The sequence below is a fragment of the Algoriphagus aquatilis genome, assembly GCF_042657405.1.
In the GTDB taxonomy this organism is placed as follows: domain Bacteria; phylum Bacteroidota; class Bacteroidia; order Cytophagales; family Cyclobacteriaceae; genus Algoriphagus; species Algoriphagus aquatilis.
On record NZ_JBHSKS010000003.1, the window covers coordinates 400,475 to 426,258 of the forward strand.

23 protein-coding genes are annotated in these 25,784 nt (G+C 43.3%); 3 read left to right on the plus strand and 20 right to left on the minus strand.

What is annotated here, in order from left to right:
* Positions 1–66: 66 nt before the first annotated feature.
* The 15 genes from ACFPIK_RS06085 to ACFPIK_RS06155 all read right to left on the minus strand — a co-directional run bounded on the left by ACFPIK_RS06085 (position 67) and on the right by ACFPIK_RS06155 (position 18,479).
* The gene (locus ACFPIK_RS06085) at positions 67–735 is read right to left on the minus strand and encodes a CAP domain-containing protein (protein ID WP_377913263.1); all 669 of its coding nucleotides are present in this window, start codon (positions 733–735) and stop codon (positions 67–69) included.
* Between the two features lie 95 nt (positions 736–830).
* Positions 831–1,079, minus strand: a complete 249-nt coding sequence (locus tag ACFPIK_RS06090; protein WP_377913265.1) for an acyl carrier protein — start codon at positions 1,077–1,079, stop codon at positions 831–833.
* Positions 1,080–1,084: 5 nt separating this feature from the next.
* Positions 1,085–4,120 (minus strand): efflux RND transporter permease subunit, encoded by a 3,036-nt coding sequence (locus ACFPIK_RS06095; protein ID WP_377913267.1) that lies wholly within the window; start codon positions 4,118–4,120, stop codon positions 1,085–1,087.
* Positions 4,117–5,166 carry an efflux RND transporter periplasmic adaptor subunit gene (locus ACFPIK_RS06100; RefSeq protein ID WP_377913269.1) on the minus strand — a complete coding sequence of 350 codons (1,050 nt, stop codon included), beginning with the start codon at positions 5,164–5,166 and terminating at the stop codon, positions 4,117–4,119. The genes ACFPIK_RS06095 and ACFPIK_RS06100 overlap by 4 nt, the downstream gene beginning before the upstream one ends.
* Positions 5,163–6,518 carry a TolC family protein gene (locus ACFPIK_RS06105; RefSeq protein ID WP_377913271.1) on the minus strand — a complete coding sequence of 452 codons (1,356 nt, stop codon included), beginning with the start codon at positions 6,516–6,518 and terminating at the stop codon, positions 5,163–5,165. Before ACFPIK_RS06105 ends, ACFPIK_RS06100 begins: the two co-directional genes overlap by 4 nt.
* A 56-nt stretch (positions 6,519–6,574) precedes the next feature.
* Positions 6,575–7,192, minus strand: a complete 618-nt coding sequence (locus tag ACFPIK_RS06110; protein ID WP_377913273.1) for a TetR/AcrR family transcriptional regulator — start codon at positions 7,190–7,192, stop codon at positions 6,575–6,577.
* 60 nt (positions 7,193–7,252) lie between these two features.
* A complete protein-coding gene (locus ACFPIK_RS06115) occupies positions 7,253–8,404 on the minus strand; it encodes a glycoside hydrolase family 26 protein (RefSeq protein ID WP_377913275.1) in 1,152 nt (383 codons plus the stop codon).
* A complete protein-coding gene (locus ACFPIK_RS06120; protein WP_377913277.1) occupies positions 8,401–10,014 on the minus strand; it encodes a glycosyltransferase family 2 protein in 1,614 nt (537 codons plus the stop codon). The genes ACFPIK_RS06115 and ACFPIK_RS06120 overlap by 4 nt, the downstream gene beginning before the upstream one ends.
* Complete coding sequence (locus ACFPIK_RS06125; RefSeq protein ID WP_377913279.1) at positions 10,007–11,515, minus strand: tetratricopeptide repeat protein; 1,509 nt, start codon at positions 11,513–11,515, stop codon at positions 10,007–10,009. Before ACFPIK_RS06125 ends, ACFPIK_RS06120 begins: the two co-directional genes overlap by 8 nt.
* A gap of 70 nt (positions 11,516–11,585) precedes the next feature.
* Positions 11,586–13,496 carry a monovalent cation:proton antiporter-2 (CPA2) family protein gene (locus tag ACFPIK_RS06130; protein ID WP_377913281.1) on the minus strand — a complete coding sequence of 637 codons (1,911 nt, stop codon included), beginning with the start codon at positions 13,494–13,496 and terminating at the stop codon, positions 11,586–11,588.
* A 3-nt stretch (positions 13,497–13,499) separates the two neighbouring features.
* Positions 13,500–14,066: an NAD(P)H-dependent oxidoreductase gene (locus ACFPIK_RS06135; protein WP_377913283.1), complete on the minus strand. Its 567-nt coding sequence runs from the start codon at positions 14,064–14,066 to the stop codon at positions 13,500–13,502.
* A gap of 247 nt (positions 14,067–14,313) precedes the next feature.
* Entirely contained in the window at positions 14,314–15,963 is a 1,650-nt protein-coding gene (locus ACFPIK_RS06140; RefSeq protein ID WP_377913285.1) for an SLC5/6 family protein, read from the minus strand.
* Between the two features lie 69 nt (positions 15,964–16,032).
* On the minus strand, positions 16,033–16,518 hold the full coding sequence (locus ACFPIK_RS06145) for a hypothetical protein (RefSeq protein ID WP_377913287.1): 486 nt from the start codon (positions 16,516–16,518) through the stop codon (positions 16,033–16,035).
* 66 nt (positions 16,519–16,584) lie between these two features.
* A complete protein-coding gene (locus tag ACFPIK_RS06150) occupies positions 16,585–16,929 on the minus strand; it encodes a hypothetical protein (RefSeq protein ID WP_377913289.1) in 345 nt (114 codons plus the stop codon).
* Positions 16,930–16,991: 62 nt separating this feature from the next.
* Positions 16,992–18,479: a glycoside hydrolase family 32 protein gene (locus ACFPIK_RS06155; RefSeq protein WP_377913291.1), complete on the minus strand. Its 1,488-nt coding sequence runs from the start codon at positions 18,477–18,479 to the stop codon at positions 16,992–16,994.
* A gap of 219 nt (positions 18,480–18,698) precedes the next feature.
* Here ACFPIK_RS06155 and rfbA point away from each other — a divergent pair, with 219 nt between their 5' ends.
* Positions 18,699–19,559 (plus strand): glucose-1-phosphate thymidylyltransferase RfbA, encoded by an 861-nt coding sequence (gene rfbA, locus ACFPIK_RS06160; RefSeq protein ID WP_377913293.1) that lies wholly within the window; start codon positions 18,699–18,701, stop codon positions 19,557–19,559.
* An 85-nt stretch (positions 19,560–19,644) separates the two neighbouring features.
* On the opposite strand, the gene ACFPIK_RS06165 is transcribed toward rfbA, so the two are convergent.
* The 5 genes from ACFPIK_RS06165 to ACFPIK_RS06185 all read right to left on the minus strand — a co-directional run bounded on the left by ACFPIK_RS06165 (position 19,645) and on the right by ACFPIK_RS06185 (position 23,324).
* The gene (locus ACFPIK_RS06165) at positions 19,645–20,067 is read right to left on the minus strand and encodes a response regulator (protein ID WP_377913295.1); all 423 of its coding nucleotides are present in this window, start codon (positions 20,065–20,067) and stop codon (positions 19,645–19,647) included.
* Between the two features lie 220 nt (positions 20,068–20,287).
* Positions 20,288–21,307: a hypothetical protein gene (locus ACFPIK_RS06170; protein ID WP_377913297.1), complete on the minus strand. Its 1,020-nt coding sequence runs from the start codon at positions 21,305–21,307 to the stop codon at positions 20,288–20,290.
* A 3-nt stretch (positions 21,308–21,310) separates the two neighbouring features.
* Complete coding sequence (locus tag ACFPIK_RS06175; RefSeq protein ID WP_377913299.1) at positions 21,311–21,622, minus strand: DUF3817 domain-containing protein; 312 nt, start codon at positions 21,620–21,622, stop codon at positions 21,311–21,313.
* Entirely contained in the window at positions 21,619–22,233 is a 615-nt protein-coding gene (locus tag ACFPIK_RS06180; protein ID WP_377913301.1) for a hypothetical protein, read from the minus strand. Before ACFPIK_RS06180 ends, ACFPIK_RS06175 begins: the two co-directional genes overlap by 4 nt.
* A 164-nt stretch (positions 22,234–22,397) precedes the next feature.
* Complete coding sequence (locus ACFPIK_RS06185; RefSeq protein ID WP_377913303.1) at positions 22,398–23,324, minus strand: ThuA domain-containing protein; 927 nt, start codon at positions 23,322–23,324, stop codon at positions 22,398–22,400.
* An 81-nt stretch (positions 23,325–23,405) separates the two neighbouring features.
* Here ACFPIK_RS06185 and ACFPIK_RS06190 point away from each other — a divergent pair, with 81 nt between their 5' ends.
* Positions 23,406–24,374: a DUF6807 domain-containing protein gene (locus ACFPIK_RS06190; RefSeq protein ID WP_377913305.1), complete on the plus strand. Its 969-nt coding sequence runs from the start codon at positions 23,406–23,408 to the stop codon at positions 24,372–24,374.
* Positions 24,375–24,402: 28 nt separating this feature from the next.
* Positions 24,403–25,773, plus strand: coding sequence for a Gfo/Idh/MocA family protein (locus ACFPIK_RS06195; protein WP_377913307.1), 1,371 nt, complete (start codon positions 24,403–24,405; stop codon positions 25,771–25,773).
* The last annotated feature ends 11 nt before the right edge of the window (positions 25,774–25,784 follow it).

Genomic DNA, 25,784 nt, shown 5'->3' on the forward strand with positions numbered 1-25,784 from the left:
GCCATTTTTCTTGGAAAGTTTAATGGGGTATAGATTCATCTGATTTCTGATTTTGTGACTTCAATGCTACTTCTTGATGAAGTTTTGCACCGACATGAAGTAGGGCATTTGGTAGAAATTCTGATCAAAATACACTTTCGTACCGCATCCGAGGTGCGTGAAAATGGGGTTTAGGATGTTTTGCCGGTGACCGGGTGAGTTCATCCAAAGTCTGACTACCGTCTTGGCAAAAGATAAATAGGTATGGGGTGGAATCGGTGCAGAATACGATGCAGCTAAGTAGCTGAATTCTCCTGGAATCCTCGGTTTGGCTACTTTTTTACCTTCCTCATACTGTATTCCAAATGTACTGCTGATGTTTTCGCCGATATACTTGGGATTGATTCCTTGTTTATTGAGCCGATCTCTGAGTGTTCTTTTGAACTTGATCGGGCTGGTATGGGAATAAAATCGGTGGGTCACCATGTCTTGCGCATGACTTTCGGCGGCTAGCTGGGCTTCTTTGGAAAAGGAAAGGGGAGGTAAATTTTGTTGGACTCTTTCGGCATTAGTCAGGTGAAAAATAGCTGCATGGAGCAGGGGATAATCGACTTTTTGAAAGACTATGGGTTCGTTGAGTGAAGTAAGATTTAAAAACTCGGAAGGGGATAATCCAAAAAAATTACGATCTGCTTGGGTTTGGGTAAATCCATTCGAGGAGATCAGGAGGAGTAAAATTAAAAGTGCTTTTTTCATGCCTACCAAATGACGAATGGAGGAGCCATTTATTTTTTGATATGGATAAAATCTTTTCCAAAAAAAAGCCTCTCGTATGGAGAGGCTTTGGTTTATCAGTTGTCCTGAGGGATATTCAGCAAAAGCTGAATGACTTCTTTAGGTGTGCAGGCTTTGCCCAAAAGTTCATCTTGTAGAAATACTTTCAGGTTGTATTCCAATTCAAAAATGAGCCCATTGACAAAGACCGGATCCATATTGAGCTGTTTTATAAAATGATCGTGCTTTCTCGGACCTGCTAACGTGATGCCGTAGGAGTGAAAAACCTCCACCGCTTTTTTCAATTGTGAGAATTGTTGGTTCATAGTTTTCAGATTTTTGGAGGTAATAATTTATACATCACAGGGGTGACTACTCTGGATAATACGGTTGAACTGATCAATCCTCCGATCAGCACGATAGCTAACGGAGAGATCAACGGATTAGTACTGAGTGCTATCGGAATCAATCCTCCAATAGCGGTAATGGTGGTAAGCACGATTGGTAAAAACCTCACTTCACCTGCCTCACGGATGGCTTCATCCAGTGGCTTGCCTTCCTGTCTCAGTTGATTGGTAAAATCTACCAAGAGGATGGAGGTTTTTACCTCAATTCCAGCTAACGCAATCAGGCCAATAATCGCTACAAAGGACAAAGAGTTCCCGGTAATCCAAAGTGCAATCAACGCCCCAACCATACCGAGTGGAATCACGGATAAAACGATGATCGTGCTCTTGAAAGTTTTGAAAAGCAAAATTAAAACAGCGATAAATAGGAAGACAGTGACAATAATTACCGTGTTGAAGCCTGCAAAGGACTCCTGCCGGGTTTCGTATTCTCCTCCCATTTTGTAGGAATACCCATCCGGAAGCTTCATTTCATCCATTTTCGCAATCACATCTTCTATAACTCGATCGGCAAGGACTCCCTGATTCACAAAGGATGACACAGAAACCGATCGCTCTTTATTAAAGTGGTCAATAGACAAGGTGCTACTTTCAAAGGTCAAGTTGGCTACCTGAGAAAGTGGGATTCCTACCCCTTGAAAATTATTGACATACAAGTTGTCAAAAGATGTTAGCGTGGCTTTTTCCGGTCGAGGAGAAGTCACCAAGATGCTTCTCTCGATATCATTTTGATCTGTAAATGAACCCAAATTGAGTCCTGCCAAGGCCAACCGGACAGTTCGGTCAATGTCGGCGGTATTGATGCCTAGTTGACGGGCTTTGTCCTTGTTGATGTCGACTTTGATGTCTGTTTTTAAATTAGCTACGGGGTTGTTGACGTAAATCGTACCAGCTGTTTGCTTGAGCATGGATTCGACTTTTAGTGCAAGATTTCTCAGCGTATCCAAGTTTTCACCTGATAGTCTTACTTCCACAGGCGCGGTCACCGGCGGTCCTTGCTCAAAGTTTTTTACTTCCACTTTTGCACCGACAATTTGGGAGAACTTGGTTTTGAGCTCTTCGATGATTTCCATTTTTCGGGGAGGGGAGGTTTCCGGCTTGAGCTGGACAAAAATCTGCCCGTAGTCGGTTCGCTCATTTTCAGGAATCTCGTTGTAGTAGATTCTTGGATTTCCTTTTCCCACGTTGGTGGCAAAATTCAATAACTCCGGTATACCTGATAATTCACTTTCTACTTTTCGGGTGATCTCATCCGTAGTGGTCAGGTTGGATTGCAAAGAGGTGGTGATGTTTACCAGGAACTGCGGTTTTTCCGAAGGCGGGAATAAGCTGAATCCGATCACCGGAAATAGGCTTAAGGATCCTAGAAAGACAGTTCCTGCAATCACCAATGTTGCCACCGGTTTCCGGAGTGCTTTCTCCAATAGCGGAGCATAGCTGAGTTGGATTCCTTTTTGAAACCAGTCATATACTTTGTTGGTATGATCCGGACCTTTGTCTTTGAGCATCCAGGTAGAAAGAAATGGAATGATGGTCAGCGAGACCAGCATTGAGGCCAACACACTCATGATGACTGCCATCGGCAAACTGCGGACAAAGTCGCCCGAACCCTCAGGAAGGAAAACCAAAGGCAAGAAGGCAATGATCAGGGTCACGGTACAGCCTACCACCGAAAGTGAAATTTGCTTGGTTGCTTTTAGGGCGGCTTCTTTTTTGGAGTATCCCTCGCGAATCCAGCGTTCGATGTTTTCCACCACCACAATACTGTCATCTACCAAAAGCCCCAAGGCCACTACCAAGCCCACAATGCTCAGCTGATTCAGTCCATAGCCCAATGCATTGAGCAAGACCAATCCGATTGCTAGGGAAAGGGGAATGGAAATCATCACAATGATGGAGGCTCTGTTACCTAGCGGGAGCAAGGTGATGAAAACCAAGGCGATGGCGATCAAGAAATCCATTCCCAAACCACTCAGGCGTCTGTTGACATAGTCAGCCTGATCAAAGGCCACGACCAAATCGATGTTTTCGGGAAGCTGTTTTTCAACTTTTTCAATCGCTGATCGATAGGTTTCCTGCACTTTGGAAATGTTATTTCCCTCTTTGAGTGCTGCAGTCACAAAAACCGACCGATAGCCATTCAACCGTGTCAAATGCTTGGACTCCTCAAAATCCTCGTAAACAGCTGCTACATCTTTTAGCTTGACGTTTTTTCCCTGAAAGCTGTAAATGATGGTTTCGGCAATCTCCTCGGTAGTAGTATAGTTACCGCTGGTTTTGACATTAAAAGATTTGCTGCCTGCTTCTACCTGCCCTCCGGGAATGTTGCTCAGTTCGCTTTGGATACTTCCCAAAATGGCATTGAGCGGAATATTCATTTCAGCAATTTTTTCCAGCCGAAGATCTACCCGAACGAGCTGATCAGGTAGGCCGAATAAATCCACCTTTTTCAGTTGTGTGATTTTTTCCAACTCATCCTGCAGTAATTCCCCTGATTTTTTCAGGCTTTCTCGGGATGCATTTTCGCTGATCAGGGCAATCTGGAGCACATTCACATCGGATGGTCGGACCCTGTTGATTTTGATGGAGAAGATATTCTCAGGTAGCTCAGGGCGTACCGCGTTGACTTCTCTGACGAGTTCTTGATACTTTTCGTCTACATCTTCATTGTAGTTGTATTCTACCACCATTACGGCTACCCCGTCTTTGATTTCGGTTTTGATCCGCTTGATGCTTTCCAGTGCATAGATGGCCTCTTCCAATGGATCGACCACGAGCTCTTCCATGTCTTCGGGGCTGGCACCGGGATAAATTACAATCACGGGAAACTGCGGAGAATCGATCACGGGATCCTCGCTTCTCGGCATGTTCAGAAAGGTGGTCAATCCCACCGCCACAGTCATCAGGAAGATGACCAGTGTAAACTGATAGTTCTTTACAGCAAAATCTGAGATTTTCATTTGTTCTTGATTTCGATTGTAGAACCATCTGCCAAATATGCACTGCCTGTCACGATGAGCTGCGTGTAGCCTTCCAGGCCAGAAATCACTTGCACGGTATTTTGAGAGATATTACCCAGTTTTATTTGGATTTTCTTGCAGGTTTTTCCGTCTGCAGTCACAAACACGTAACCTGTATCACCCTGAGCATCCAAGAGTGCTTGGTAAGGGATTTGCCATCCGTCTTTTTGGGCAGAAGGAGAGAGGGTGACTTTTCCAAACATTCCTGCGGCTAGTTTAAGTCCGTTTTTCGAAATAGGACTGACTTCGATCCAGTAGGTGCCTGTTTGGGTATCTGCAGCTTGACTCTTTCGGATGAGGGTGCCACTTACTCCGGTTTCACTGGTAGCTGGATAAATGGTGGCAGAGTCTCCCAAAGAAAGTTGGTTCAATTGCTGGTCAGTCACTGTAGCCTGAAGGATCCAATTATCGTCCTGGGCCCCATTGACTTGCAGGACTGGTGCTCCCGAGGCAATCAATTGTCCTGCGTTGGCGAATTTTCGGAGAACGAAGCCGCTTTTTGAGGCTCGGATTTGTGAATAGTTCAGGTTAAACTCGGCTGTTTTTACTTGCTGAGCAGCGATATCCAATCCTGTTTTTGAATTTTCCAGCTGCTCCAAGGTGGCCACGCTGTCCTTGAATAATCGCTCTACGCGCTGCTGATCTCTCAGTGCCTTTTCGTAGGCTAGTTTGGCTTGAGTCAGGCCGGCCTGAATTTCAGTCAAATCTAGGGTGGCAAGGACTTGTCCTGCTTTTACTGCATCCCCTTCGTTTACAAGAATTTTGGAAATGACTCCTCCGATTTTGAAGGAAAGTAAAGTTTCATCTTTGGTAGTAAACGTGCCGCTGGCGGTGATTTCGGAGGAAAAGGAACCCGGTTGCAAGGAAATCACCTCTACAGGAATGGCAGCTCCTTTTTGGGGAAGTGAAGATTCCGTTTCAGTTTTGCCGCAGGCTACACTTAGGCCTGTGACTAGGAGTAAGATTACTTTTGAAAAATGGTTCATGGCTTAGGAGTTACAGAGTGGAGTTGTCTTTCTAGTTGGGCGTTTGCTTTGAGCAGTTTGTAGGTGCTGAGGTTTTTTTGAAGCGATGCGGTGGTCAGTTGATTGCGGGCATCAATGAATTCGATCAGGGAATTGACTCCTTCTCGGTAGCCTCGCTCCACCAGTCTGAAATAGGCAGTGGCTGAGCTGAGTTTCTTGGTGGCAGATTCCAAGGCGGCTTTTTGACTGATTAATTCATTTTTTGCCAGCTGTAAGTCCATTTCCAACTTTTGATCGAGGAGTTGCTGTTGGTTTTGGAGGGATTGAATGCTAAGCTGAGCACGTTGGATCTGGTTTCTGTTTCGATTGCCTTGGAAGATGGGTACACTCAGATTTAGCCCCCAAATCAAGTACCTGGACTGGCTGTCAAATCTCCAGTCAAAAGCCTGCGACCCTAAGTCAGCAAAGGTGTTGATCTTCGGTACCCAAAAGTTCTGATTTGCTTTCAAGGCAGTCTGCTGAATCAAGGTGGCCGTTTGCACTCTCAGACTTTCCGGTCTTCCTTGAATGGAAAATTCACCAGATTCACTCATCAACTCCAAAGGGAATTGGGACAAATCCTCTTTGTTGATTTCGGTATTCATAGGTCGGTTGAGCAGGAAATTGAAATAGTTGGCTGCGTTTTTCTGTTGGTTTTTGGCTTCGATGAGCATGGCTTCGATGCTTTCTACTTCACTTTCTGCACGAAGAACAGCAGCCGGAAGTGCTTTGCCGTTGGCCTGGAGCGATTGATTTACTTTTAGGTTTTGCTCCACCAAGCTTTTACTGCTTTCAATTACTTCCACTGCGGTGCTTGCCATGCAGTAGTTGTAGTAGGCGGTTTTGATATCCTGAATCAGATTTGCGCGATAGATGGCCAGCTCGTATTCGGAAAGCAAGGTCTGATTTGCCCGGATTTGCTTTTGAGCCATCAGGTCGCGGTTATACAAAGGCATCGAAACCCGAAATCGAGCATCATAAAAGTTATCCGGCAGAAACTGTTCAGAGACATTTTCCAGCTGTGGAAAGGCACTGGAGCCGGTCAGTTGGTTGAGTGTAGTGTATACTGGATTCAACAGATTACCTATCGGAATATCAATGGTTCGTCCGCCACTTGCCAGGGTGTAATTGCCATTGAAATCCAAGGAAGGCAGAAAGTAGCTTTTAGCATCTTTCAGATCGAGGAGACTTCGTTCCAAGTCAAGATTTTTTTCCTTGAGGACCAGGTTGTTTTTGATTCCTTCTTCGAGGTAACCGTCCAAGATAGACTGAGAGTAACTCGTCGAAGGATAAAAAGCCAAGTATCCCAAAAGAATTAGCAAGGATTTTTTCATAGATGATTATTCAGTGTTTTTAAATTAAACAGTGTTTAATAATGGGGTAAATTTTTTTAGATTCGATCCAGCATTTTAAAGAACTCTTCCAATCCTTCCTCCACGATGGTATGCTGCCGCTCAGGCAGAATGACTTCGCAGCGTTTTCTGATGTTTAGAGAGACCATTCCATGGACAGTAGACCATATCATGTAGGAAAGTGCCTCCGTATCGTGACCCTGGAAATACCCTTGGCTCATGCATTCCGCAATGGTGGATCGGAGGTAATTAAACGTGCCGCCGCCTTCTTTCCAATCGTCATGCTCGGAGTTGGCGACGTGATCGATGGGGGCTTCTTTGATAAACATAAGATCGTACATGTCAGGGTTTTCCATAGCAAATCTTACATAAATACTTCCCATTGCTTTGAGTCTTTCCAATGGATTTCTCACCGAGGATAGCACGCTCATTTTGCTCATCAACTGGCTGAATCCTCCTTGATGCAGCGCATGAAAGATCTCGTTCTTATCTCTGAAATAATGGTAAATGATCCCAGGACTGTATTCGATCAGATCAGCGATATTTCTGATGGAAGTCTTATCGATTCCCTTTTGGAGAAACAAGGATTTGGCTGCCACGAGGATTCTCTCGCGTAGCTCTTCTTTTTCTCTTTCTTTACGATCGCTGATTCCCATTTTTCTATTGAACGTTCAAATGTAATTAAACACTGTTTAATTTTCCAAAACCTTAGAATATTATTTTTGAATAAGTTGGATTAAAGGACGAATGGAGTCCAAGACAACTGGATCAGAGGAGATTTTCCAATCCAAGCTTTGGTAAGTAGTGCTATTGTCATTTCCATGATGAAAGATGATCAGGGATTTGACAAGAGGATAGTTGGTTTTGAAATTTCTCAATGCTTGTGCATACCAATTCGCTCGATTTCCTCCCACTGCCAATGATCCAAATTCGGCAATTAGAATAGGCTTTTTGTAAAGTGAAAGTTCCGGGTAGTGCTTTCCGAAAATATCTTCAAAACTCCACCATTGGCTCCAGGGTGCTACGGTTCCATAATTGAGCGTGCCGGTAGAAATCCAATCCACCCATTCACTTCCGGGATAAAAGGAATTCAACTCTCCATAAGCCAAATGCGGCGCCCAAACCCAAATCACATTTTCTGCTTTAGCGCTCCTGAACAGGCTCACCACATGTTTCCATGCTGCAATGAAGTCCTCAGGCCTGTTGTTTTGAGGTCCCCAAGGGTAGCGATAGGGATCGTTCATTTCATGTCCCAATCTCAGGAAAATGGTAACGCCGGAGTTTTTTGCATCTTCGGCCCATTGAGACAGGTAGGCATCATATTTCCCTTCTATGATTCGCTTAAGTCCACCTTTGTTTGGATCCTGATTGGCAGCAATCCCCTCATTTTCACCTCCGGTAAAATCATTGAGCCAAGGTTCCCAGGTAATCATGGGAATAGATCCCAAGGCAGCGATGGTTCTTACTTTTTCGATGGGAAACCTTTGTTCTTTTTTGCTTCCCCAAGCTGTGTAAATATGCAAAAGAGAAAATGTAGTTCTGAGTGAATCTTCCAAATCAATAATTGGCTGAAAGGAAATATCTACCTGATTGTCATAGGCACCCAATAAAAATTGATCAAGCTGCTGCAGGGAGTCCTTATTCCTCAGGGAGGCACTTAACCATTCCAATCGTTGTGCCCTTGTCTGGGATTTGTTTTTTAGAATATATTCTTCCTCCCATTCGAAAACCGACTGATTGAGCGACTTCAGAAAATTTTCCGCTGGTCCAGATGATTTATCTCCAAGAAAAGCCAATAGGTAGACCAAGGTCAAGCCCAAAACGATGGCAGTAAATACAACAGAAAATCGGGTGAGGATCTTTTTCATTTTTCCTTATTCTCCTTTGTCTTCAATAGGTTTAGGATGTCTACTTTCTCCCAAGGTGATGCAATGTCTAATCTACCCGATTCCCAAACTGCATACATTGCAGCTGATGCCATCAAGAATGGAATCAGGGCGAAAAATAACATTCCATAAGTTATTTCGGCTGTGCTGAGTAGTTGAACATCACTGAGTACTCCGATTCTCTGGTACAAAACTATCCCTATTGTCAAGATGAAAAGTGCCATTTGAATTAGTAATGGTTTTGCAAATGGAGAGATACTTCCAATGACAGCTTGCTTGGCTGTGGGGATGTAGGGGATTTTTTTATTCAAAAGTGAAAGAATAAAACCCAGAAAAAATACCGGCCAACAAGCAAATTTCATGATCATTCCCCTCCAATGGATTCCTTTTTCTGTATCAGGATCACAAAGCCACTTTTGGACATAGAGGTAAATCGCTGAGGAGAAAATTACAACAGGAAATCCATAGGTAATAAATTCCAAAAATGACATTTGAGCAGGGAGCAAACCTGTCCAGAAGTATAAAAATGGGATCAATAAATAGATCAGCGTCGTAAATCCTTCCAGATAATAGGTGCCAATCGTGAGATAGGAAAGTTTTTGCCAAAAGCTAAGCTTGGAGAAAAGTCGTGGGACTTCATCAAACAAGACTTCATGGACTCCACGAGCCCATTTCAGTTGTTGCTTGCAAAAGGAGCCAAAGTCCTCAGGCACCAATCCCCGCGCAACAATCACGGGATGATAAATAGATTTCCAACCTTCTGCGTGAATGCGAATAGCAGTGACGAGATCCTCAGCCAATCCTACGCCATGACCACCTGCAGTTTCCAAGGCCTTTCTTCTGAAGGTGCAGTTGGCACCAATGGCCACTGCACAATTGTATCCGTGCATTCCCATTTGGGTTGGGCCATAAAACGTATAGGTCTGCTCTGCAGCAGCCAATGCTGTAAAGGATCGATATTGATTGTAATACCCCTGTGAAACTTGAACATAACCTACCTGAGGGTCATTGAAAAATCCCAGTACCTCATCCAGGAAATTGGGAAAAGGAATATGATCGGGATCTAAAACCAGTATAAAATCCTCCTCAGTTTTGGAAAGTGCTGCATTGATTTTCCCTGCTTTTGCACCCGGAATTCCTACCAGTTCGAGCCAGACGGCTCCATGTTTTTCAGCTACTTTTCTAAATTCAGGATCTCGGGTGTCATCCAGAAGATAGGTAGTATGCGGGTAGTTGATTTGAGCACATGCTTCCAAGGTCTTTTCAAACATGGACAGTGGCTCACCCGGAGAGCTGGTGGTGAAAATAGCCACTCTTAGACCTCTTGGAGTTTCAGGTTTGACCGGTTTTTTTATTCCCAAATAATTGACCCAACTAATGATCAATCGGGCCATACCATACCAAAATACAAAGGATAGGATAAGGTAAAGCCATAGATTGCCTACATGTTGGGCCCGAAACCACCATTCCGCCATACGCAGGATGGATCCAATCCCTGCAATGACTAGGATTCCCAAGCCAAGTTTTTCCCATCGCGAAACCGACTTAGCTTGGGTAAATTTCCAGAGCTTTTGAAAAGAAGGGTTAATCATTCCAGATTCTAAGATTAATACCGGCTCCCATTGTATTGCTTTCGAAGAAAATCGTGCGTTGATAGGCATGCTGAATTACCAGATTTGCTTTGCTGGTGAGTTTAAAGTTAAACTCGGTAGAAAGTTCAACTGGAGTGTAGGAAGTAGGGTAGAGTTCCAGCACGATATCACTTTCTTTGATAGGAGCATTTCCATTTCCCGGATTCCCATAAAATACCGTGTTGGGATTGTCGATTTGAGCTTTAACCCCTACGTTTCCGGTGAGCTTGAGGGTGATTTTATCTGATAATTGAAATTGAATTTTGGCAAGTGCAGCATGAATCTGCTGGTTGATAGGAGTGAAATATGGCGTGTATACCCCTGGAATAATGGCTCCGGACGGTGTGGAATTTTGCCTATTCAGAATGGGGCGATTCGGTTCAAAGCGTACTTCCTTTGAGTTGGATTGATTAAATGCATATCCCAAATCCATTCGGATGGTGGAGATTTTTAGTACAGGATACAATGCCCAAACAGAAATAGTCTGAACCCAATTCGAATCCTCAAATTCAGCTCTTTGGACCATGGCTTTCCCAGTCCAAGATTCAGCTTGATCTCTTCCGATTTCCAGTCTGTAGCTCATGGGCAATACTTGTTCACTCAAGCTGGCTAAGGTGTAAAAATAAGCTTCCTTATCCAGGGATGCGCTTAAAGTCATTGAGCCGGGTATTTTTTGGCTGACAGCTATCCCATAGGTCACTACGGAAGCACTCCAAGTTGAAGAATTGGCTAATCCTGCCCGAAACATTAAAGAAGTACCCGTAGCCGGCAAAGTGGATTTATTCCAAAATTGGCCCCAGAAAATTCCTGAACCGATAGTATAGGATCGTGCATCCAGCGAATATCCAGGCTGCAAGTAGGTGTTTTGGTAGAAAGATCCTGACGTAGAAAATCTGAAAAATTGAAGGGGTTGGGTATCTGTGGAAAATTCTGATTTGCCGATGATATAGGGTGCAGTGGCTAGCCGAATGGAAGACTTTAAGTCATTTGCCGCTGGATTTTCTGGATAGGTAGTAAGAATCTTGTCAAGGTATCGATAGGAAACTTTTGGGTTACCTCCCGTCCAATAATTCATCGCGGCCATCATTTGGTTGGCTTCAGGATGTTCAGGTTGATCTTTAAGAAATAAAGAAACTATTTCTTGTGACTCCTTGAATAGATTCAATTCGTATAAGATCCTTCCATAATCAAGTTTGATCCATTGCAACTCAGGGTATTCGGAGATTTTTTTTCTGAAAAAGACGTTGGTTTGCTCGAAGTCCTTTGACCAGTAGAAGGCTTGACCTTTGAGGCGGATCATGTTTTCCTCACCGGGATTTGCTTTTTCCAATGCATCCAAAAACAAAAAGACTTCTTTAAAATTCCCCTCATTCAGATAGAATCGAGCTTTTTCAAGGGAATCATAGAAACGTTGAGCCTTTACTTTTCCGATTCCAAAAACCAACAGGAAAATGGTTGTCAAGAGGTATACCTGTTGAAATTTCCAAGAAACCCTAGTTCTGGGCAAGGTGACTTTAATGGAAATTTGAGTATTAGTGGTTAGCACTGGATTCTGGGGAATTGTTGGTTTGATCTGTCGAATTTTTCATTTGCTCACTATCCCATGCATGGTCATTGAGCGAGAATTTTTTACTCAATTCTCCGGAGAGAAGGGTCTCCTGCATTTCGATTTGCTTTCTCACTTTGGAAATATACTCTTGCCTGTTGTTTTTAAACTGCACCAGGACACTTAGCGCTTTTTCGTCATAGTCTCTAAACTGCTTACCCAATCGGTGGACGGTATGTGCTCGGAATCCCAGTTTTCTCAAAGCATCTTCTCCCATTCGGATGGAGGTATCCAAGTGCTCACGGTAGATGTTTTCCACTCCGACATCCATGAGTTCATAGGCGTCAAATCTGTTTCTGGCGCGGATCATTACCTCTAAATGCGGAAAATGTTCTTTGCAAAGCTTCACAATCTTGATGCTGTGTTCGGTACTATCGATGGCTGAGATGAGGATTTTGGCATGTTCAGCACCTGCGGCATGCAGTAGGTCCAGCCTCGTGCCATCTCCAAAATACACCTTGAATCCCATCTGCCTCAGAAAATCCACTTGGTCAGGGTCTGAGTCCATGATGGTGGCTTCTACGCCATTTGCGCGGAGAAATCTCCCTACAGTTGAACCAAAATTGCCAAACCCCAAAAGGATTACCTGATTTTTTTCATTGACCACATCTGATTCGCCGGTGGCTTTTTTTCCATTTTTCCCCTCTTTTTGGATGATGGTTTTGTCAAGAATGAGCATCAAAATAGGACTCAAACCCATACTCAAGGCGGTGACTGCCATGAGGGTATCAGCTGTGACTCGGTCTAGGATCGAAAGCTGGAAAGCAAACGAATAAGTGACAAAAGAGAACTCACTGGCTTGGGCCAATCCAAAGGAGAAATTGAGGTTTTCAGGTACACTTAGTTTCCTGAATTTTCCTATCCCGACTAAAATGAAGGCTTTGACCAAAATCACTCCCAAAGTAAGTCCGATTACCAATGTGGGGTCTGATAGGATCAGAGAAAAATTGATGGTAGAACCAACCGCAATAAAGAACAAACCAAGCAAAATCCCCTTGAAAGGATCCAAGTCGCTTTCTAGGGCATGTTTGTATGGTGAATTGGCTAAGACCACACCCGCGAGAAAAGCACCCAATGCAGGGCTCAATCCTACCAATATCATCAGATAGGCAATTCCGACCACGATGAGCAGGGCAGTGGCTACGAATAGCTCGCGGAGATGTGTTTTTACTACCAATTTTAACAGCGGTCCAAAACCATACCTTCCCAAAAGGATCACCAGTCCGATGGCTGCAAAAATGGCTAAGGTTTGAATCCAACCGGGGAATTGCTCGAAAAACCCACTGTGATCCCCTTGAGCGATCATTTCAGGTGCAGTTAAAGCGAGCAAAGGTAAGATGGCCAAGATTGGGATGACCGCAATGTCCTGAAGCAGGAGCACGCCAAAGGACATCTTGCCTTCTATGCTATCCAGCTGATTTTTTTCTTTGAGCGATTGGAGTACGATAGCAGTGGATGAAAGCGAAATCGAAAGCGCAGCCGTGAGGGAAATATTCCAGGCCACACCAAATGCCAAACCCAATCCGAAAATAGCCAAGGTGGTCAGCAATACTTGGGCGAGTCCTACTTTTAGGATCAAATCTCTCATTCTCCAGAGATTTTTGGGTTCCAGTTCCAACCCGATCAAAAACAGCATCATCACCACTCCAAATTCGGTTCCATGCATGATATCTTGACCTTCGCTTTCATTGGAAATGAACTTAAATACATAAGGTCCGATCAGAATACCTGCAAGAAGATAGCCCAATACTGAGCTCATTCCCAGTTTTTTGGCAAGCGATACGCAAATGATCGCTGCAACTATGTAGATGATGGCTTGTGCAAAAAAACTTTCCATGGTTTAGCCTTTTTGGATATAGGGAAAATCAATCGTTTCCGAATCTCTAAGGGTCAAAATCAGATTGCGATAAACCTCGGCTTTACCTTTGATTTCATCAGGACTCATTCGGTGAGTTCCTCCGATGTGAAAGTGAGGCATATACCTCATCAGGCACAGATAGGCAGTGGCTTCAAAGGGTCTCAGGAAATCTTCCATGCTGTATCGGTTTTTTCCTTCTTCTGAGTACACCTCTTTCGAACCTCCAGAAGTCACCACATTCATCACATACTTATTTTTCAGGAAAACTCCCCCCGGTCCATAGGCCCAACCAAATTCGAGCACCAAATCAATCCATTGTTTGAGCAGTGGCGGGCAGGAGTACCAATAGATTGGATGATGCCAAATAATCACTTCGTATTCAAATAAGATTTCTTGCTCTGCCTGAATGTCAATGTTAAAATCAGGATAGAGTTCATAAAGATCTCGGACTTGGACATTTTCTAAGTTTCTAATCGATCGGATGAGCTCAAAATTGACATCCGATTGTTCAAATTTGGGATGAGCAAAGAGTATAAGGACTTTTCTCATGAAGAAATAATCAAAAGAAGTGGAATGGGTGCTTTGGATCAAACAAATTAGAAAATAGGAATTCAAATTCAGCTTCCTATGGTGGAAAAATGCCCGAAATGGATAAAAAAAGCCTTGATTAAAAATCAAGGCTTTAGGCAGAGTTAGTTTTCAGTGTTAGGTTTTTTCAAAACCAGGTAAAAGCAATAGAGCGTCACTCCAAGTATCAATCCTTGGGTAATGACGGATAGGATGAAAGCTGAAGTGTTCATAAAGTTGATTTTTTTCGGTTGAGAGAAGAATACCACACGATGCCTGTTATGACCAGGAATAACATTGCAAGCTGGGTTCGGGCTAGACCCGAGTACCACATTTTAGCTTCCAAATAGGCTGTTTGGTTTGGATCCGCTGCGACTTGGGCTTGAAGGTCTGCAAAAGTCAGTTTGGAGATCAAGGAACTGTTGTCCAGTGTCCATCCATCACCACTGAAGAGTCCCGAAATGGCAGCATTCCAATCGTTGCCCTGAGGAGTGACAAATGCTGCGATCAAAACCAGGAATAAAAGTACCGGAGTTACATATTTCATGATCCACTTGTATGCACTTGGAATCTTGATGTCCGCTCCTCGATTGAGCTCTTCCCAACCCCGATTCATTCCGAATATCCAGGTAAAAAGCAAAGTTTCAAGGAAAGCAAAAATCACCAAACTGACTGTTCCTGCCCAATAATCATATTCATCGAAATAGCCATATTGGAAAAACAGCACCGTAGGCAAACCCATAACTAAGGAAACAAGGCCAAAGGAAACTGCTCCTTTGACTTTTCCCCATCCAAATTCATCTTTCATAAAACCCATCCAGGGCGTACCCATGGCCAGAGAAGAAGTGATGCCGGCAAAGAATAACAGACCAAACCAGCACACTCCGGCAATAGCGCCGATCATTGGACCCCATTGTTGGAACAGGTACGGCATGGTCTGAAATGCCATTCCAAAACCTGCATTTTGCAATACCCAATCCAACCCTAAAAACCCCGCTGCAATCGGGATAACGATAGCACTCCCAAGCAGTACTTCTACCAATTCATTGGTAAATCCCGCCGTAACAGAATTGAGCGCGATATCCTCATTTTCTTTGAGATAGGAGGCATAACATTGGATCGAACCCATGCCCACCGAGAGTGTGAAGAAGATCTGTCCTGCCGCAGCCAGCCAAACTTTAGGATCGGCAAGCGAGCTATATTGTGGAGTCCAAAGAAAATTAATTCCATCCCACGCATTGGCATCCGGAAAAGCCTCTGAAGCAAAATCACTTCCCATGGTCCAGCCTCTCACTGCCAGTATAACTCCAAAAAGAATCAGCAACGGCATCCCGATTTTTGCCACTTTTTCAATTCCTCCCAAACCCGTGGAGAGGATGTAAACATTGAGTCCCAAAACTCCTACATAGACCAAAACCGGAAATAGAGGAATGCCGAAATCAGCTCCTTGAAAAAGTACATACTGATCAAAAAACTGACTGATCTCCTCTTTGCCCAAACCTGAAAAGGTCCCAATTACACTGTGGATTACATACATGAATGTCCAGGATTCGATGTAGGTATAATAGGCCATCACCGCAATGTTGGTAAAGATTCCAAATACCCCAATGTATTTCCAATACCACTTAGTGCTCATCGAGTCCAAAATGTAAGGGGTACTATGATTGCCAAGTTTGCCACCAAATCGGCCGATACTCCACTCGGTAAACAGGAGAGGAATTCCCATTAAAAGGAAACAAATAAGGTAGGGCAAAATGAAAGCTCCGCCGCCATTTTGAACTGCCTGAACAGGAAATCTCAGGAAATTTCCTAAGCCAACCGCATTGCCTGCCATTGCCAGGATTAGACCCGTTCTTGACCCCCAGGATTCTTTTTTCATAGATGATTGGGTTAGGTAAACTAGATGAATTGAAAGGATGGACAGATTCCTGTCCATCCCGTGCTTGAATCAAAGATGTTTTTGAATGAGTTCAGCCCATTTTTCAGCCAAAAGTGTCTCGCCTGCCAAATCTGAAAACAGCTCAGAATCATAAAATTCGAAGTAAGTGTTTTTCTTGGCTGATGCATGTGTGAACTCCAGTCCGACTTTATCGATAAGTGTTCTTTTGGCCTCTTCATTTCCTGCCTCTCTGGTTTTCCTGGAGATACTCACTTTTTTTACATCAGAAAGGTGAATTGAACACGAAATTTCAAGTTCTCCTAGGAAGGTGTAGAGTAGAACTTTCTTGGAAGGATCGAGGCCAATAGCATATTGATTTCTCCAAGTTTCCAGTTCGGTGGCTTGAACTCCCTGAGATTGTCCTTCAGCTTTGATTTTTTGGAGAAGGAGTTTTTCCTTGGCCTTGTTTTTTTGAATATGATAAATGAATGGTACTGAGAATGCGCAAAACAGCACGAATGACAGGATAGCTGTCACGGGATCGATTGAAAACATGAGTTGATGAGAATGAGGTGAGAAATAAATCTTAATTGGCTATATAGCCTTGAAAGAAAATCTCACCTACCAACTATAGAAATACCGGATAAAAAATTGTCGGATGTCAAGAAGTGATCTTGATTTCTGAAAAAATGAAGAAGAAATATGTGCAATCTCCGTCGATAGAAAACCCGGAATCCATTCTGAATTGAGTTTCGCACTTAACCTCCAATCGATTTCAAAAGGAGGTGTTTTGAGCTCTTCGAATGAGGTTCTGATATGCAAATCCGGACTTGACAGTTCTTTTAAAACTGTTTTGCCAGCAGGATTGGCTTCATACAGGTCTATCTTTGGAGGAAATGAAAAAACGGCCATCATACCTACCACCCAGCAGAGCGAGATAAAGAAAGCAGAAAGCCGTTTTTTCATTTCTTTAGAAACCAATTGACCTCAAATGTAGTCGAAAAGATTTCAATTATTCTAGCGACCGATTAGGGTTTTTTGAGCTGAAAGATTTGGATTTGATCTAGGTCGCCGTTGACTTTGACTTTTTTCCAAGGGGAATTTGGGAAAAGTAACGAAGTCATGACCAGCTCACCTTCATTGACAAAGACTTCTATGGAAGAACCATCCAGAAAAATTCGGATTTCTTTGGCTTCCCAACTCATTGGAGCAGAGTGAAGAGCGGCAAAATCCTCATGGAAATCAGATTTTCCGGCATTGCTTCGATCCACACTTACCAAGCCCATTTCTTTGGAAACTGTTACTTCTTCACCCAATTCATTGCTAAAGGTGATGGAAAAAGTTTCGGGATTATCAACTTCAGCAAGGATTTCTACTGCTTGAGAGGGTAGGTTAGTTTCCTCATGTGAACCCTCGAAAGAGGCAGATCTGAGTGATGCAAGTTCTTTTGCTGGTGATGACTTGAGCAAAAGCGTGCCATCTACATCAAATAGACTCAATTCTCTTGGTAAAGTGGTGGCAGATCTCCAGGTGGAAGTGGGTACTACCTGGGCATACAGCCAATTACTCATCCATCCTATAAATAGGGTCCGGTTTTGTTCCTTTGGCAAATTAGACCAAGTCACACCGGCGTAGTTGTCAGGACCATAGTCCAGCCAACGAATCATGGTATCATCTGGAGTGAATTTTCCATTTTCGAAGGTTCCTATGAAGTATTGGGTTGCTGATCCTTTTTGAGGTCCACCTGGATTAATGCTCACTAGGAGTACCCATTTTTGGCTGCCATCCGGAGCAGTAAAGGGTAGTAAATCCGGACATTCCCACACCCCACCGTGGGCACCGATTTCCTGTCCAAATTCACCTAAAAGACTCCATTCTTTCAAATTGGGAGATCCATAAAACTGAATGCGATCTTTCACAGCCAAGGTCATCACCCAAAGTCTTTGTCCATTCGCTTGGATGACCTGAGATACCTTGGGATCTCGAAAGTCCTTGATTCCCTGATTTGGAAGGACAGGATTTCCTTCAAATTTGATCCAAGTCCGACCTTTGTCCAAAGAGTAGGCAATGGCTTGTTTTTGGTAATCGCCGGCTCCTGACTTTTCACCCGCCATGTCATGATAGGTGTAAATGGCTACGAATGGGGGATTTTCTGTAGTGCCCAATCCACTGGAGTTAGCTTCATCATAGACCGCACTTCCTGAGAAAATGTATCCCAAACTATCCGGATAAATAGCAATAGGAAGTTCTTCCCAATTGATCAAATCTTTGGAAACTGCATGTCCCCAATGCATGGGCCCCCAAACCGTGGTATCTGGATAATGCTGAAAAAACAGATGATACTCTCCATCGATGTAAATTAATCCGTTTGGATCGTTCATCCAGCCCTTTGCGGGGGAAAAATGGTATTCGGGACGAAACTGCTCCAATTGGCTAGGTTCAAAAGTGGCCTGTGGTGTAGTACAAGACCAAGTGAGCAGAGACAGAATAAAGATCAAAAGAGGCGATTTTACCATGATTCGTATTCTTTTTTACCTCAAATCTATTCTTTCTTCTTCAGTTGAGCTGGATTAAATTCTCCAGTAATGAAATTTTCTGTTTAAATATCTTCCAAGGATTTTAGCTTTGCGCTTAATTCATTCTTTTTCCTTTGAAACCAATAGGTAAGAATTAGATCAGCGATCGACATTCTTTAAGGCTTGGTTTCAATTGATCTTTAAAAATTTGTTGAACTAATGAAAGGAATCATTTTAGCCGGAGGATCCGGTACGAGACTTTATCCACTCACCATTGCGGTCAGCAAACAGCTGATGCCTGTCTACGACAAACCCATGATTTATTATCCGCTGTCAGTCTTGATGATGGCTGGGATCAGGGAAATTTTGATCATTACCACCCCTGAAGATTCAGCTGCATTTCAGAAGCTTTTGGGTGATGGGTCTCAAGTCGGTTGTCGTTTTGAGTATGCTGTACAACCGAGTCCGGATGGTCTGGCACAGGCATTTATTATTGGTGCAGATTTTATCGGTGATGACAAGGTAGCTTTGGTGCTTGGTGACAACATCTTTTATGGTTCAGGATTACACAAAACCTTGCTGGAAAATACGAATCCGGAAGGGGGGGTAGTTTTTGCTTATCATGTAAATGATCCTGAGCGATATGGAGTAGTTGAATTTGATGATAATCAAAAGGCAATTTCCATCGAAGAAAAACCTTTAAATCCGAAGTCCAATTTTGCCGTTCCAGGTTTGTATTTCTACGACAATCAAGTGGTAGAAATAGCCAAAAACATCAAGCCCAGCCCTAGAGGTGAGTTGGAAATCACAGATATCAACAATGCATACCTCAAAATGGGGCAACTCCAAGTAGCTATCCTGAATCGTGGGACTGCATGGTTAGATACCGGAACCCATCAGTCACTTCTTCAGGCGGCACAGTTTGTGGAAGTAATCGAAGAGAGACAGGGATTGAAGATCGGATGTATAGAGGAGATCGCCTACCGCAATGGATTTATTGGTAATGAAGAGCTGTTGAAAGCTGCCGATAAGCTTGGAAAGAGCGGATACGGTACTTATTTAAGACGGTTAGTCAAGTAATCAAAAAAGGGGAGAAGCTTAGCTTTCCCCCTTTTTTTTTTGGGGCTTGATCTCGTTCGGCTCTTTCTAGGAATACGGTTCATTTTTACTCTTCCAACAGCTTATGTTGAATCAAAAAATCTTTTAATAATTGAACTGAAACTGGTTTTTGGATAAAGTCTTTTACATCCGGGTAGCTAAATGCTTTCTCCTTATCTGAAAGATCAATGGAGCTGGTGATCATGGTGATGTAGTGGCCTTTTTTCTGGTCATCAGCCAAGGCAGTAAAACCATCCAAGAATCCCCAACCATCCAGGGTTGGCATATTTATATCCAATAAAACCAGGTTAAATCCTGATTTGGTGACATCTTTTGTAGGTTCAGTAATTTCATTCAATGCCAATTCCCCATTTTCGAATTGGTGAATATTTCCCTGATAACCGATATTCTTGAGGATTTTCATGACAAGAATCCTCACCACGATATCATCATCGATTATAAAAACATCTCCAAAATTGAATTTACTCATGGTTTGTGGGGTATTGGAATGATTGAAAAGGAGACAGAATTAATTCTTGCAGTTTTTCAAACGACAAGTATAGGAAATAGCTTTGGGTTTCTTGTCATGGAATAAGGTGATCTGCCCCAATTTAGATAGAATGATTATTGAAAAGCGAAAGAATAAATGAAATGCATGATTTAGATAACAGAAATCTTTGAATAAAAATTTAACCCTTTTCGCAAGGGCATTAACCAAGCACTTGTTCGAGACTCGTCCTTAATATTCCACCCATATTGGAACATTGGAGGAATCGTTCATTTTTATAATGCTTAGCCAATTCTTTTTTCAAAGATTCCACATTTTCTGAGGGAGAGATTTTGTCCTTTTCCATTGTATGGAGTATGTCCTCAATTTCCTTATGCGATGACTTGAGTCTGGTAGCGATCAATGCTCTTTCTTCGCGTTGGTACTGCCTCATTGATTCAGGCGTTATGAAATCCATTCCCAGCTTGATCAGCGCATTATTTTCTTTGAAATACTGAGGAAGGTAAATGGACTTTTTTCCCTCATAAGACTGCTGATCAAAGTCAATGGCCCGAATACGGTAGTGTGTCTCCTCAAAGTCTGGGGTCACATCCACCACAAAATTGGAAGAGTGCATGTCTCCCAGCAGCCTGACAAAGCAACGCTCGTTGAATTTTACAAATTCTTTGGCCAGTCGGATGGGGTTGAGGTTGGGATCATCCATGTGCTGACGCATAAATTTCTCCCCGGGGATTCCTGCTACATGTTCCTCGATCAGGGTGTTTTTGTGTACCAAATAACTTATCCTGTTTGGAGAAAGTAGATCCTCCAGTTCCAGCCCATATACCCGTGATGCATCGGCATTTTTAATGTAGAAATAGTCAAAGTTATCGTTGATCCGATTGACAATTCTCACCCGAAAGGGCTGTGTATTTCCGTAAATGCACAAATCTATTCGGTCTATGTATAAATGCTCCATGACCGACATATCTCCACCTGCTTTGAGCTGAGCGTAGATCTTTTTTACGTTTTGGTGAATTTCCTCCCGATCACTTTGGTCATAAAAAACTGTTTCCCATAGGGTGTCCTGATCTTTGGAATCATAGAGTGCAATCGAATTGGAATACCTTAACAATTCATGGTAATGAATCGGGATATCCACTTCTCTTCCATACTTGATCAAGTAACGACGCAAGCCCGGGCCGATGGGGTAAATGAGCTTTTTCTTACTGATCAAAGCCATGGATTAAAATTTGGTTTGCTGGCTCTTTTTGATGTTTCGATCAAAAATAAAAGGTCCAAACGGAAGGATGGATGCGAGCAAAGCAAAGAAGGTTCTGCCAAATTCCCATTTTAGACTTTGAGCTGTGGGAAACACGAGGTAGATGTATACAATGAATAGAAGCCCATGCGCCCAGCCTACGTAAGTAACAGCCAAAGGCATATCAAACATGTATTTCAAAGGCATGGCAATTCCCAGAAGAATCAGAAAGGATAGTCCTTCGATCAAACTGATCCATTTGAATCTTCGTGCCCATTTGGTTTGTTCAGCGTTCATTTTGTTCCGGTAGATAAGTTGAATAAAACTTGGAGAGAACTCCATAGCTTTCTCTTGAGATTTTTGTCTTCAGAAATGGAGGTTAGTGCATCGGCAAACAAATATTCGGTTTCCTCTTCTGCATAGATCTCATAAGGTGGAGCTGAGATGGCATTGATCGGATGTTTAATTCTTCCAAATTTCAGAACCACGTGGGCATTGAGAGCTTGGAAGTCTTCCATGCTTCGATTTTCCAAAACCTCAGATGATACCATACCAACCTCATTCATGGAGTGACCACATGCATTGATCATTTTGACCAGCATGTCCATTACTTCTGCACTCAGTTCAGATTCTTCATGCAGAATGAGGATCCCTTTGGTGAAATTCCCTTTTAACGGAATCGGTTCGGCTTTGACCTCTTCCTTCACTTTTTCAAGTTCGGATGTTTCAGAACGAACAGGAGGTGAGGAGCTGGGCGGTGAGGCCACAATTGCCTTAGGCATCCCGTTCAAATTTATTCCTGATCCACTTCCGGAAAGTTCCTCTTCCAGTTTTTTGAGATCCTCAGGAATCAGAAAAAGCTCTTCTTCCAAAAACGATTTGAGATTTTCCAGATTGTCATTTTCCATGATGGGAAATTGGCTAAAAAATGCCTGATGGCAAAAAAGCACTGAACTATTCGCGTGGGTTTTTGAGTGAAATGGCGAAAAAAATTGAATTCCAACTAGATAAAAAAAACGCATCCACTCCGACCGTGATGCGCTTTAACTATATGAACGACCAGTGATTTTTTTTACTTCTTAATCGGAGTTTCATCGCAATCCACATCTCCCACGACGTATTGCATGCCATCTAGGAAAAACTGCAACAGTTGTGGATTTTCGAAGCTTTGGGCATTGTGTGAAGGAGAAGCATACATGACTTTCCCTTTTCCCTCTGCTCTAATCCAAGCCACGTAAGTTTTGCCTTCGGTACGTTCTTGACCTTTACGCTGATTTTTGATCTCAGCATTATTGAAATACATCAAGGGTTTGAAATCCAACTCATCGTAGGCATTTTTATAGAAATAGGGTTCGTCTACATGGTTGAATCCCTCTGAAGGAAAAGCTTGAACGAGTGGATGATTAGCATCCTCTAGTCTTACCTGAAAGTTTTGCTGGACAGGATGGTAGTCAAAACTCGCTCCAAGCAAGCGGCTGAAATCCCAAGAATTATTCAGGGTAGTCACACCGCCGTGCAGCACAAACAATCCTCCTCCTTTTTTCACGTAAGCAAGAAGGTTGTTTTCCAATTCGATGGCCTTTTTCATAGATGTGGCAGAATCGACCGCCGTATTTTCTTTGAGCTTATCCCAAAAGAGGTTGCGATGATCACCGATCGAACAGGTATTGTTTAGGATTACTGCATCGTATTTTTTGAGGTTTTTGCCTTCAAACTCGAGGATATCTTTACTGCCTGTCACCGTGAAGGATCCGCTTTTTTCCCCGATGATTTTAATCATTTCTTCGGTGTGTGGGATCACCCAATGTTTGAAGCCTGTATGCAGAGAAAATACCAGGACATGCTTCTTTTTATTGCTGGGAAATCGGGTTTTCTGCGGAGCAAGAGATTGGATTTTGGCTTTCCATTGCTCGTCTAAGGTGACCTCGGGTAGGCCTTGCGCTAGTGAAATTTGGGCGGAAAGCAAGAAAACGATTCCGTAGAAAATATTCCTCATCATAGGACTTAGGTGGGTTAGTTTGGATTCTTTCTTTGAGAATTTGATATCTTCAAACTCGTAGCCCAATAACCTGAATTTTCCATGCCTTTCAAAAGAAATTTACTTCTATTGCTCGTATTTCTAGGTTTTTTTACGCGATCGTTTTCGCAAAAGATTGATTTAAAAGAAACTTCAACTGGTATAGATTTTCTCATTGATAATCAAAGCGTATTAACCTATCAAACTAAGAAAGAACCTGTGCCTGCTGGAGTCAAAGAAGCCTTCAGCAAATCGGGTTTTATTCATCCGATCACTTCTCCAAGCGGTCAAGTCCTGAGTCGAATCCAACCTGCAGATCATTACCATCATTACGGGATTTGGGGACCTTGGACACGAGCAACGATCAGCGGGAGGGAAGTGGATTTTTGGAATTTGGGGGATGAAAAAGGACGGGTTGATTTTTCTCATGTACTTTCCAAGAAGATCGCAGGGGGAGCCGCTGAACTGAATGTCCGTCAAAATCACATCGATCTCAAAGCTCCCGACGCGGAGCGAATTGCGATTGAAGAAGATCTGAGAATCAAAGTAAAGCCTGCCGATAAGGGACGTTACATGGTAGACTATACGACCACCATTTCCACCAAAATCCCCGGTGGAATCTTATTGGATGATTACCGATATGGAGGAGGAATAGGGTTTCGTGCCACCGAACTCTGGGGTGATGACAATAGTACCATTTTGACATCCGAAGGAAAAGACCGAAAAACTGCCGATGGTTCCAACGCCAAGTGGATCCTTGTGAAGGGTAAAACTTCAGATGCCTCAGGCCAAAGCGGCATCTTGTTTCTGAGTCACAATACCAACAAAGCACATCCGGAACCTTTACGAGTTTGGCCAGTGGGACAGTACAATGGAAAAGGAAATGTATTCATCGAATTTTGCCCGATCAGACATGAATCTTGGGATCTTCAGCCCAATAACAGATACAGCTTGAAATACAGAATGATCGTTTTCGATGGGGAATTGAGCCCTGAGGAAGCAGAAGCATATTGGAGAGCATTCGTAAAATAAAACCCGAACAACCTACCTCTTACTAGTTATGGAAAGAAGAGACTTTATGAAAAAAACAGCCATCGCGACAGCGGCATTTGGTATTCCTACCATCGTTCCTGCCTCTGTATTTGGTAAAAATGCCCCATCAAATAAAATCAACATCGGACAGATCGGCTGCGGCCGAATCGCAAGAGATCACGATTTGCCAGGTACATGGCAGCACGATGTGGCGAGAATCGTAGCTGTATCCGATGTGGACAGCAAGCGAATGGCTGATGGGAAAAAACTGGTGGAAGGATATTACACCAAAAAAATGGGTAGTCCTTACCTTGATGTCAAACAATATGGAGACTACCGCGAAATGCTCCTCAATAAGGATATCGATGCGGTGATTATCTCTACTCCTGACCATTGGCACTCTCAGCCTGCCATGGAGGCTGCATTGGCCGGTAAGCATATTTATGTGCAAAAGCCAACTTCTCTTACAATCAAAGAGGGCCGCCAACTCGTAAATGTAGTCAATAAAACAGGTGTAGTACTTCAATTAGGTACTCAGCAGCGATCCAGCGAGCAATTCAGAATAGCTGCCGAACTGGTAAGAAATGGCCGAATAGGAAAAGTGCATACCGTGAGAATCGGTCTCCCCGGAGATCCTTCTGGTCCTGAGGCACCCGCTATGCCGATTCCTTCCAACCTGAATTTTGACATGTGGCTGGGTTCCACTCCTGAGGTTCCCTATACTGAAATCGGTGTCCATCCACAAAATGATTACGGACGTCCGGGCTGGCTAAGACATGAGAATTATGGAGCAGGTATGATCACCGGTTGGGGACAGCATCACTTTGACTCTGCTTCTTGGGGGATTGATACAGAGTTGACAGGTCCTCGATACATTGAGGCAGTGGCAGAATTTCCTAGATCCGGTTTGTGGAATGTCCATGGAGACTTTATGGTCAAAGCAGAATATGACAATGGAGTGGTGATGTTGACTTCAGGTGGTTATCCAAACGGTATCCGGTACGAGGGCACTGAAGGTTGGATTTGGGTGTCAAGAGGGAATTATGTGGCATCTTCCTCTGATCCGGTGGCTCAAGGAAATAATGCCAAAGCTTTGGATGCTTCTGATCCAAAAATTCTTCAATCTGTCATTGGTGAAAATGAAATCCGACTCACCCGAAGCACAGAGCATCATGGCAACTGGCTTGATGCCATCCAAGGAAAAGCGGATTTGCTTTCTCCTGTAGAAATCGGACATCGCGCCTGCTCGGTCTGTCTCATTAGTCATGTGGCGATGAAGGTCAACCGAAAGCTGGAATGGGATCCTTCCAAAGAGCAATTTGTCAATGATGCCGAGGCAAACTCTCACCTCAGCAGACCGCAGCGTAAGCCATGGGGAACAGATTATGTGAAAGTCTGAAAGTTAAAATC

Bases quoted from the DNA above. Each gene is read 5' to 3' on its own strand.
- ACFPIK_RS06085 (WP_377913263.1), bottom strand. From the start codon at position 735: ATGAAAAAAGCACTTTTAATTTTACTCCTCCTGATCTCCTCGAATGGA.
- ACFPIK_RS06090 (WP_377913265.1), bottom strand. From the start codon at position 1,079: ATGAACCAACAATTCTCACAATTGAAAAAAGCGGTGGAGGTTTTTCAC.
- ACFPIK_RS06095 (WP_377913267.1), bottom strand. From the start codon at position 4,120: ATGAAAATCTCAGATTTTGCTGTAAAGAACTATCAGTTTACACTGGTC.
- ACFPIK_RS06100 (WP_377913269.1), bottom strand. From the start codon at position 5,166: ATGAACCATTTTTCAAAAGTAATCTTACTCCTAGTCACAGGCCTAAGT.
- ACFPIK_RS06105 (WP_377913271.1), bottom strand. From the start codon at position 6,518: ATGAAAAAATCCTTGCTAATTCTTTTGGGATACTTGGCTTTTTATCCT.
- ACFPIK_RS06110 (WP_377913273.1), bottom strand. From the start codon at position 7,192: ATGGGAATCAGCGATCGTAAAGAAAGAGAAAAAGAAGAGCTACGCGAG.
- ACFPIK_RS06115 (WP_377913275.1), bottom strand. From the start codon at position 8,404: ATGAAAAAGATCCTCACCCGATTTTCTGTTGTATTTACTGCCATCGTT.
- ACFPIK_RS06120 (WP_377913277.1), bottom strand. From the start codon at position 10,014: ATGATTAACCCTTCTTTTCAAAAGCTCTGGAAATTTACCCAAGCTAAG.
- ACFPIK_RS06130 (WP_377913281.1), bottom strand. From the start codon at position 13,496: ATGGAAAGTTTTTTTGCACAAGCCATCATCTACATAGTTGCAGCGATC.
- ACFPIK_RS06135 (WP_377913283.1), bottom strand. From the start codon at position 14,066: ATGAGAAAAGTCCTTATACTCTTTGCTCATCCCAAATTTGAACAATCG.
- ACFPIK_RS06140 (WP_377913285.1), bottom strand. From the start codon at position 15,963: ATGAAAAAAGAATCCTGGGGGTCAAGAACGGGTCTAATCCTGGCAATG.
- ACFPIK_RS06145 (WP_377913287.1), bottom strand. From the start codon at position 16,518: ATGTTTTCAATCGATCCCGTGACAGCTATCCTGTCATTCGTGCTGTTT.
- ACFPIK_RS06150 (WP_377913289.1), bottom strand. From the start codon at position 16,929: ATGAAAAAACGGCTTTCTGCTTTCTTTATCTCGCTCTGCTGGGTGGTA.
- ACFPIK_RS06155 (WP_377913291.1), bottom strand. From the start codon at position 18,479: ATGGTAAAATCGCCTCTTTTGATCTTTATTCTGTCTCTGCTCACTTGG.
- rfbA (WP_377913293.1), top strand. From the start codon at position 18,699: ATGAAAGGAATCATTTTAGCCGGAGGATCCGGTACGAGACTTTATCCA.
- ACFPIK_RS06165 (WP_377913295.1), bottom strand. From the start codon at position 20,067: ATGAGTAAATTCAATTTTGGAGATGTTTTTATAATCGATGATGATATC.
- ACFPIK_RS06170 (WP_377913297.1), bottom strand. From the start codon at position 21,307: ATGGCTTTGATCAGTAAGAAAAAGCTCATTTACCCCATCGGCCCGGGC.
- ACFPIK_RS06175 (WP_377913299.1), bottom strand. From the start codon at position 21,622: ATGAACGCTGAACAAACCAAATGGGCACGAAGATTCAAATGGATCAGT.
- ACFPIK_RS06180 (WP_377913301.1), bottom strand. From the start codon at position 22,233: ATGGAAAATGACAATCTGGAAAATCTCAAATCGTTTTTGGAAGAAGAG.
- ACFPIK_RS06185 (WP_377913303.1), bottom strand. From the start codon at position 23,324: ATGATGAGGAATATTTTCTACGGAATCGTTTTCTTGCTTTCCGCCCAA.
- ACFPIK_RS06190 (WP_377913305.1), top strand. From the start codon at position 23,406: ATGCCTTTCAAAAGAAATTTACTTCTATTGCTCGTATTTCTAGGTTTT.
- ACFPIK_RS06195 (WP_377913307.1), top strand. From the start codon at position 24,403: ATGGAAAGAAGAGACTTTATGAAAAAAACAGCCATCGCGACAGCGGCA.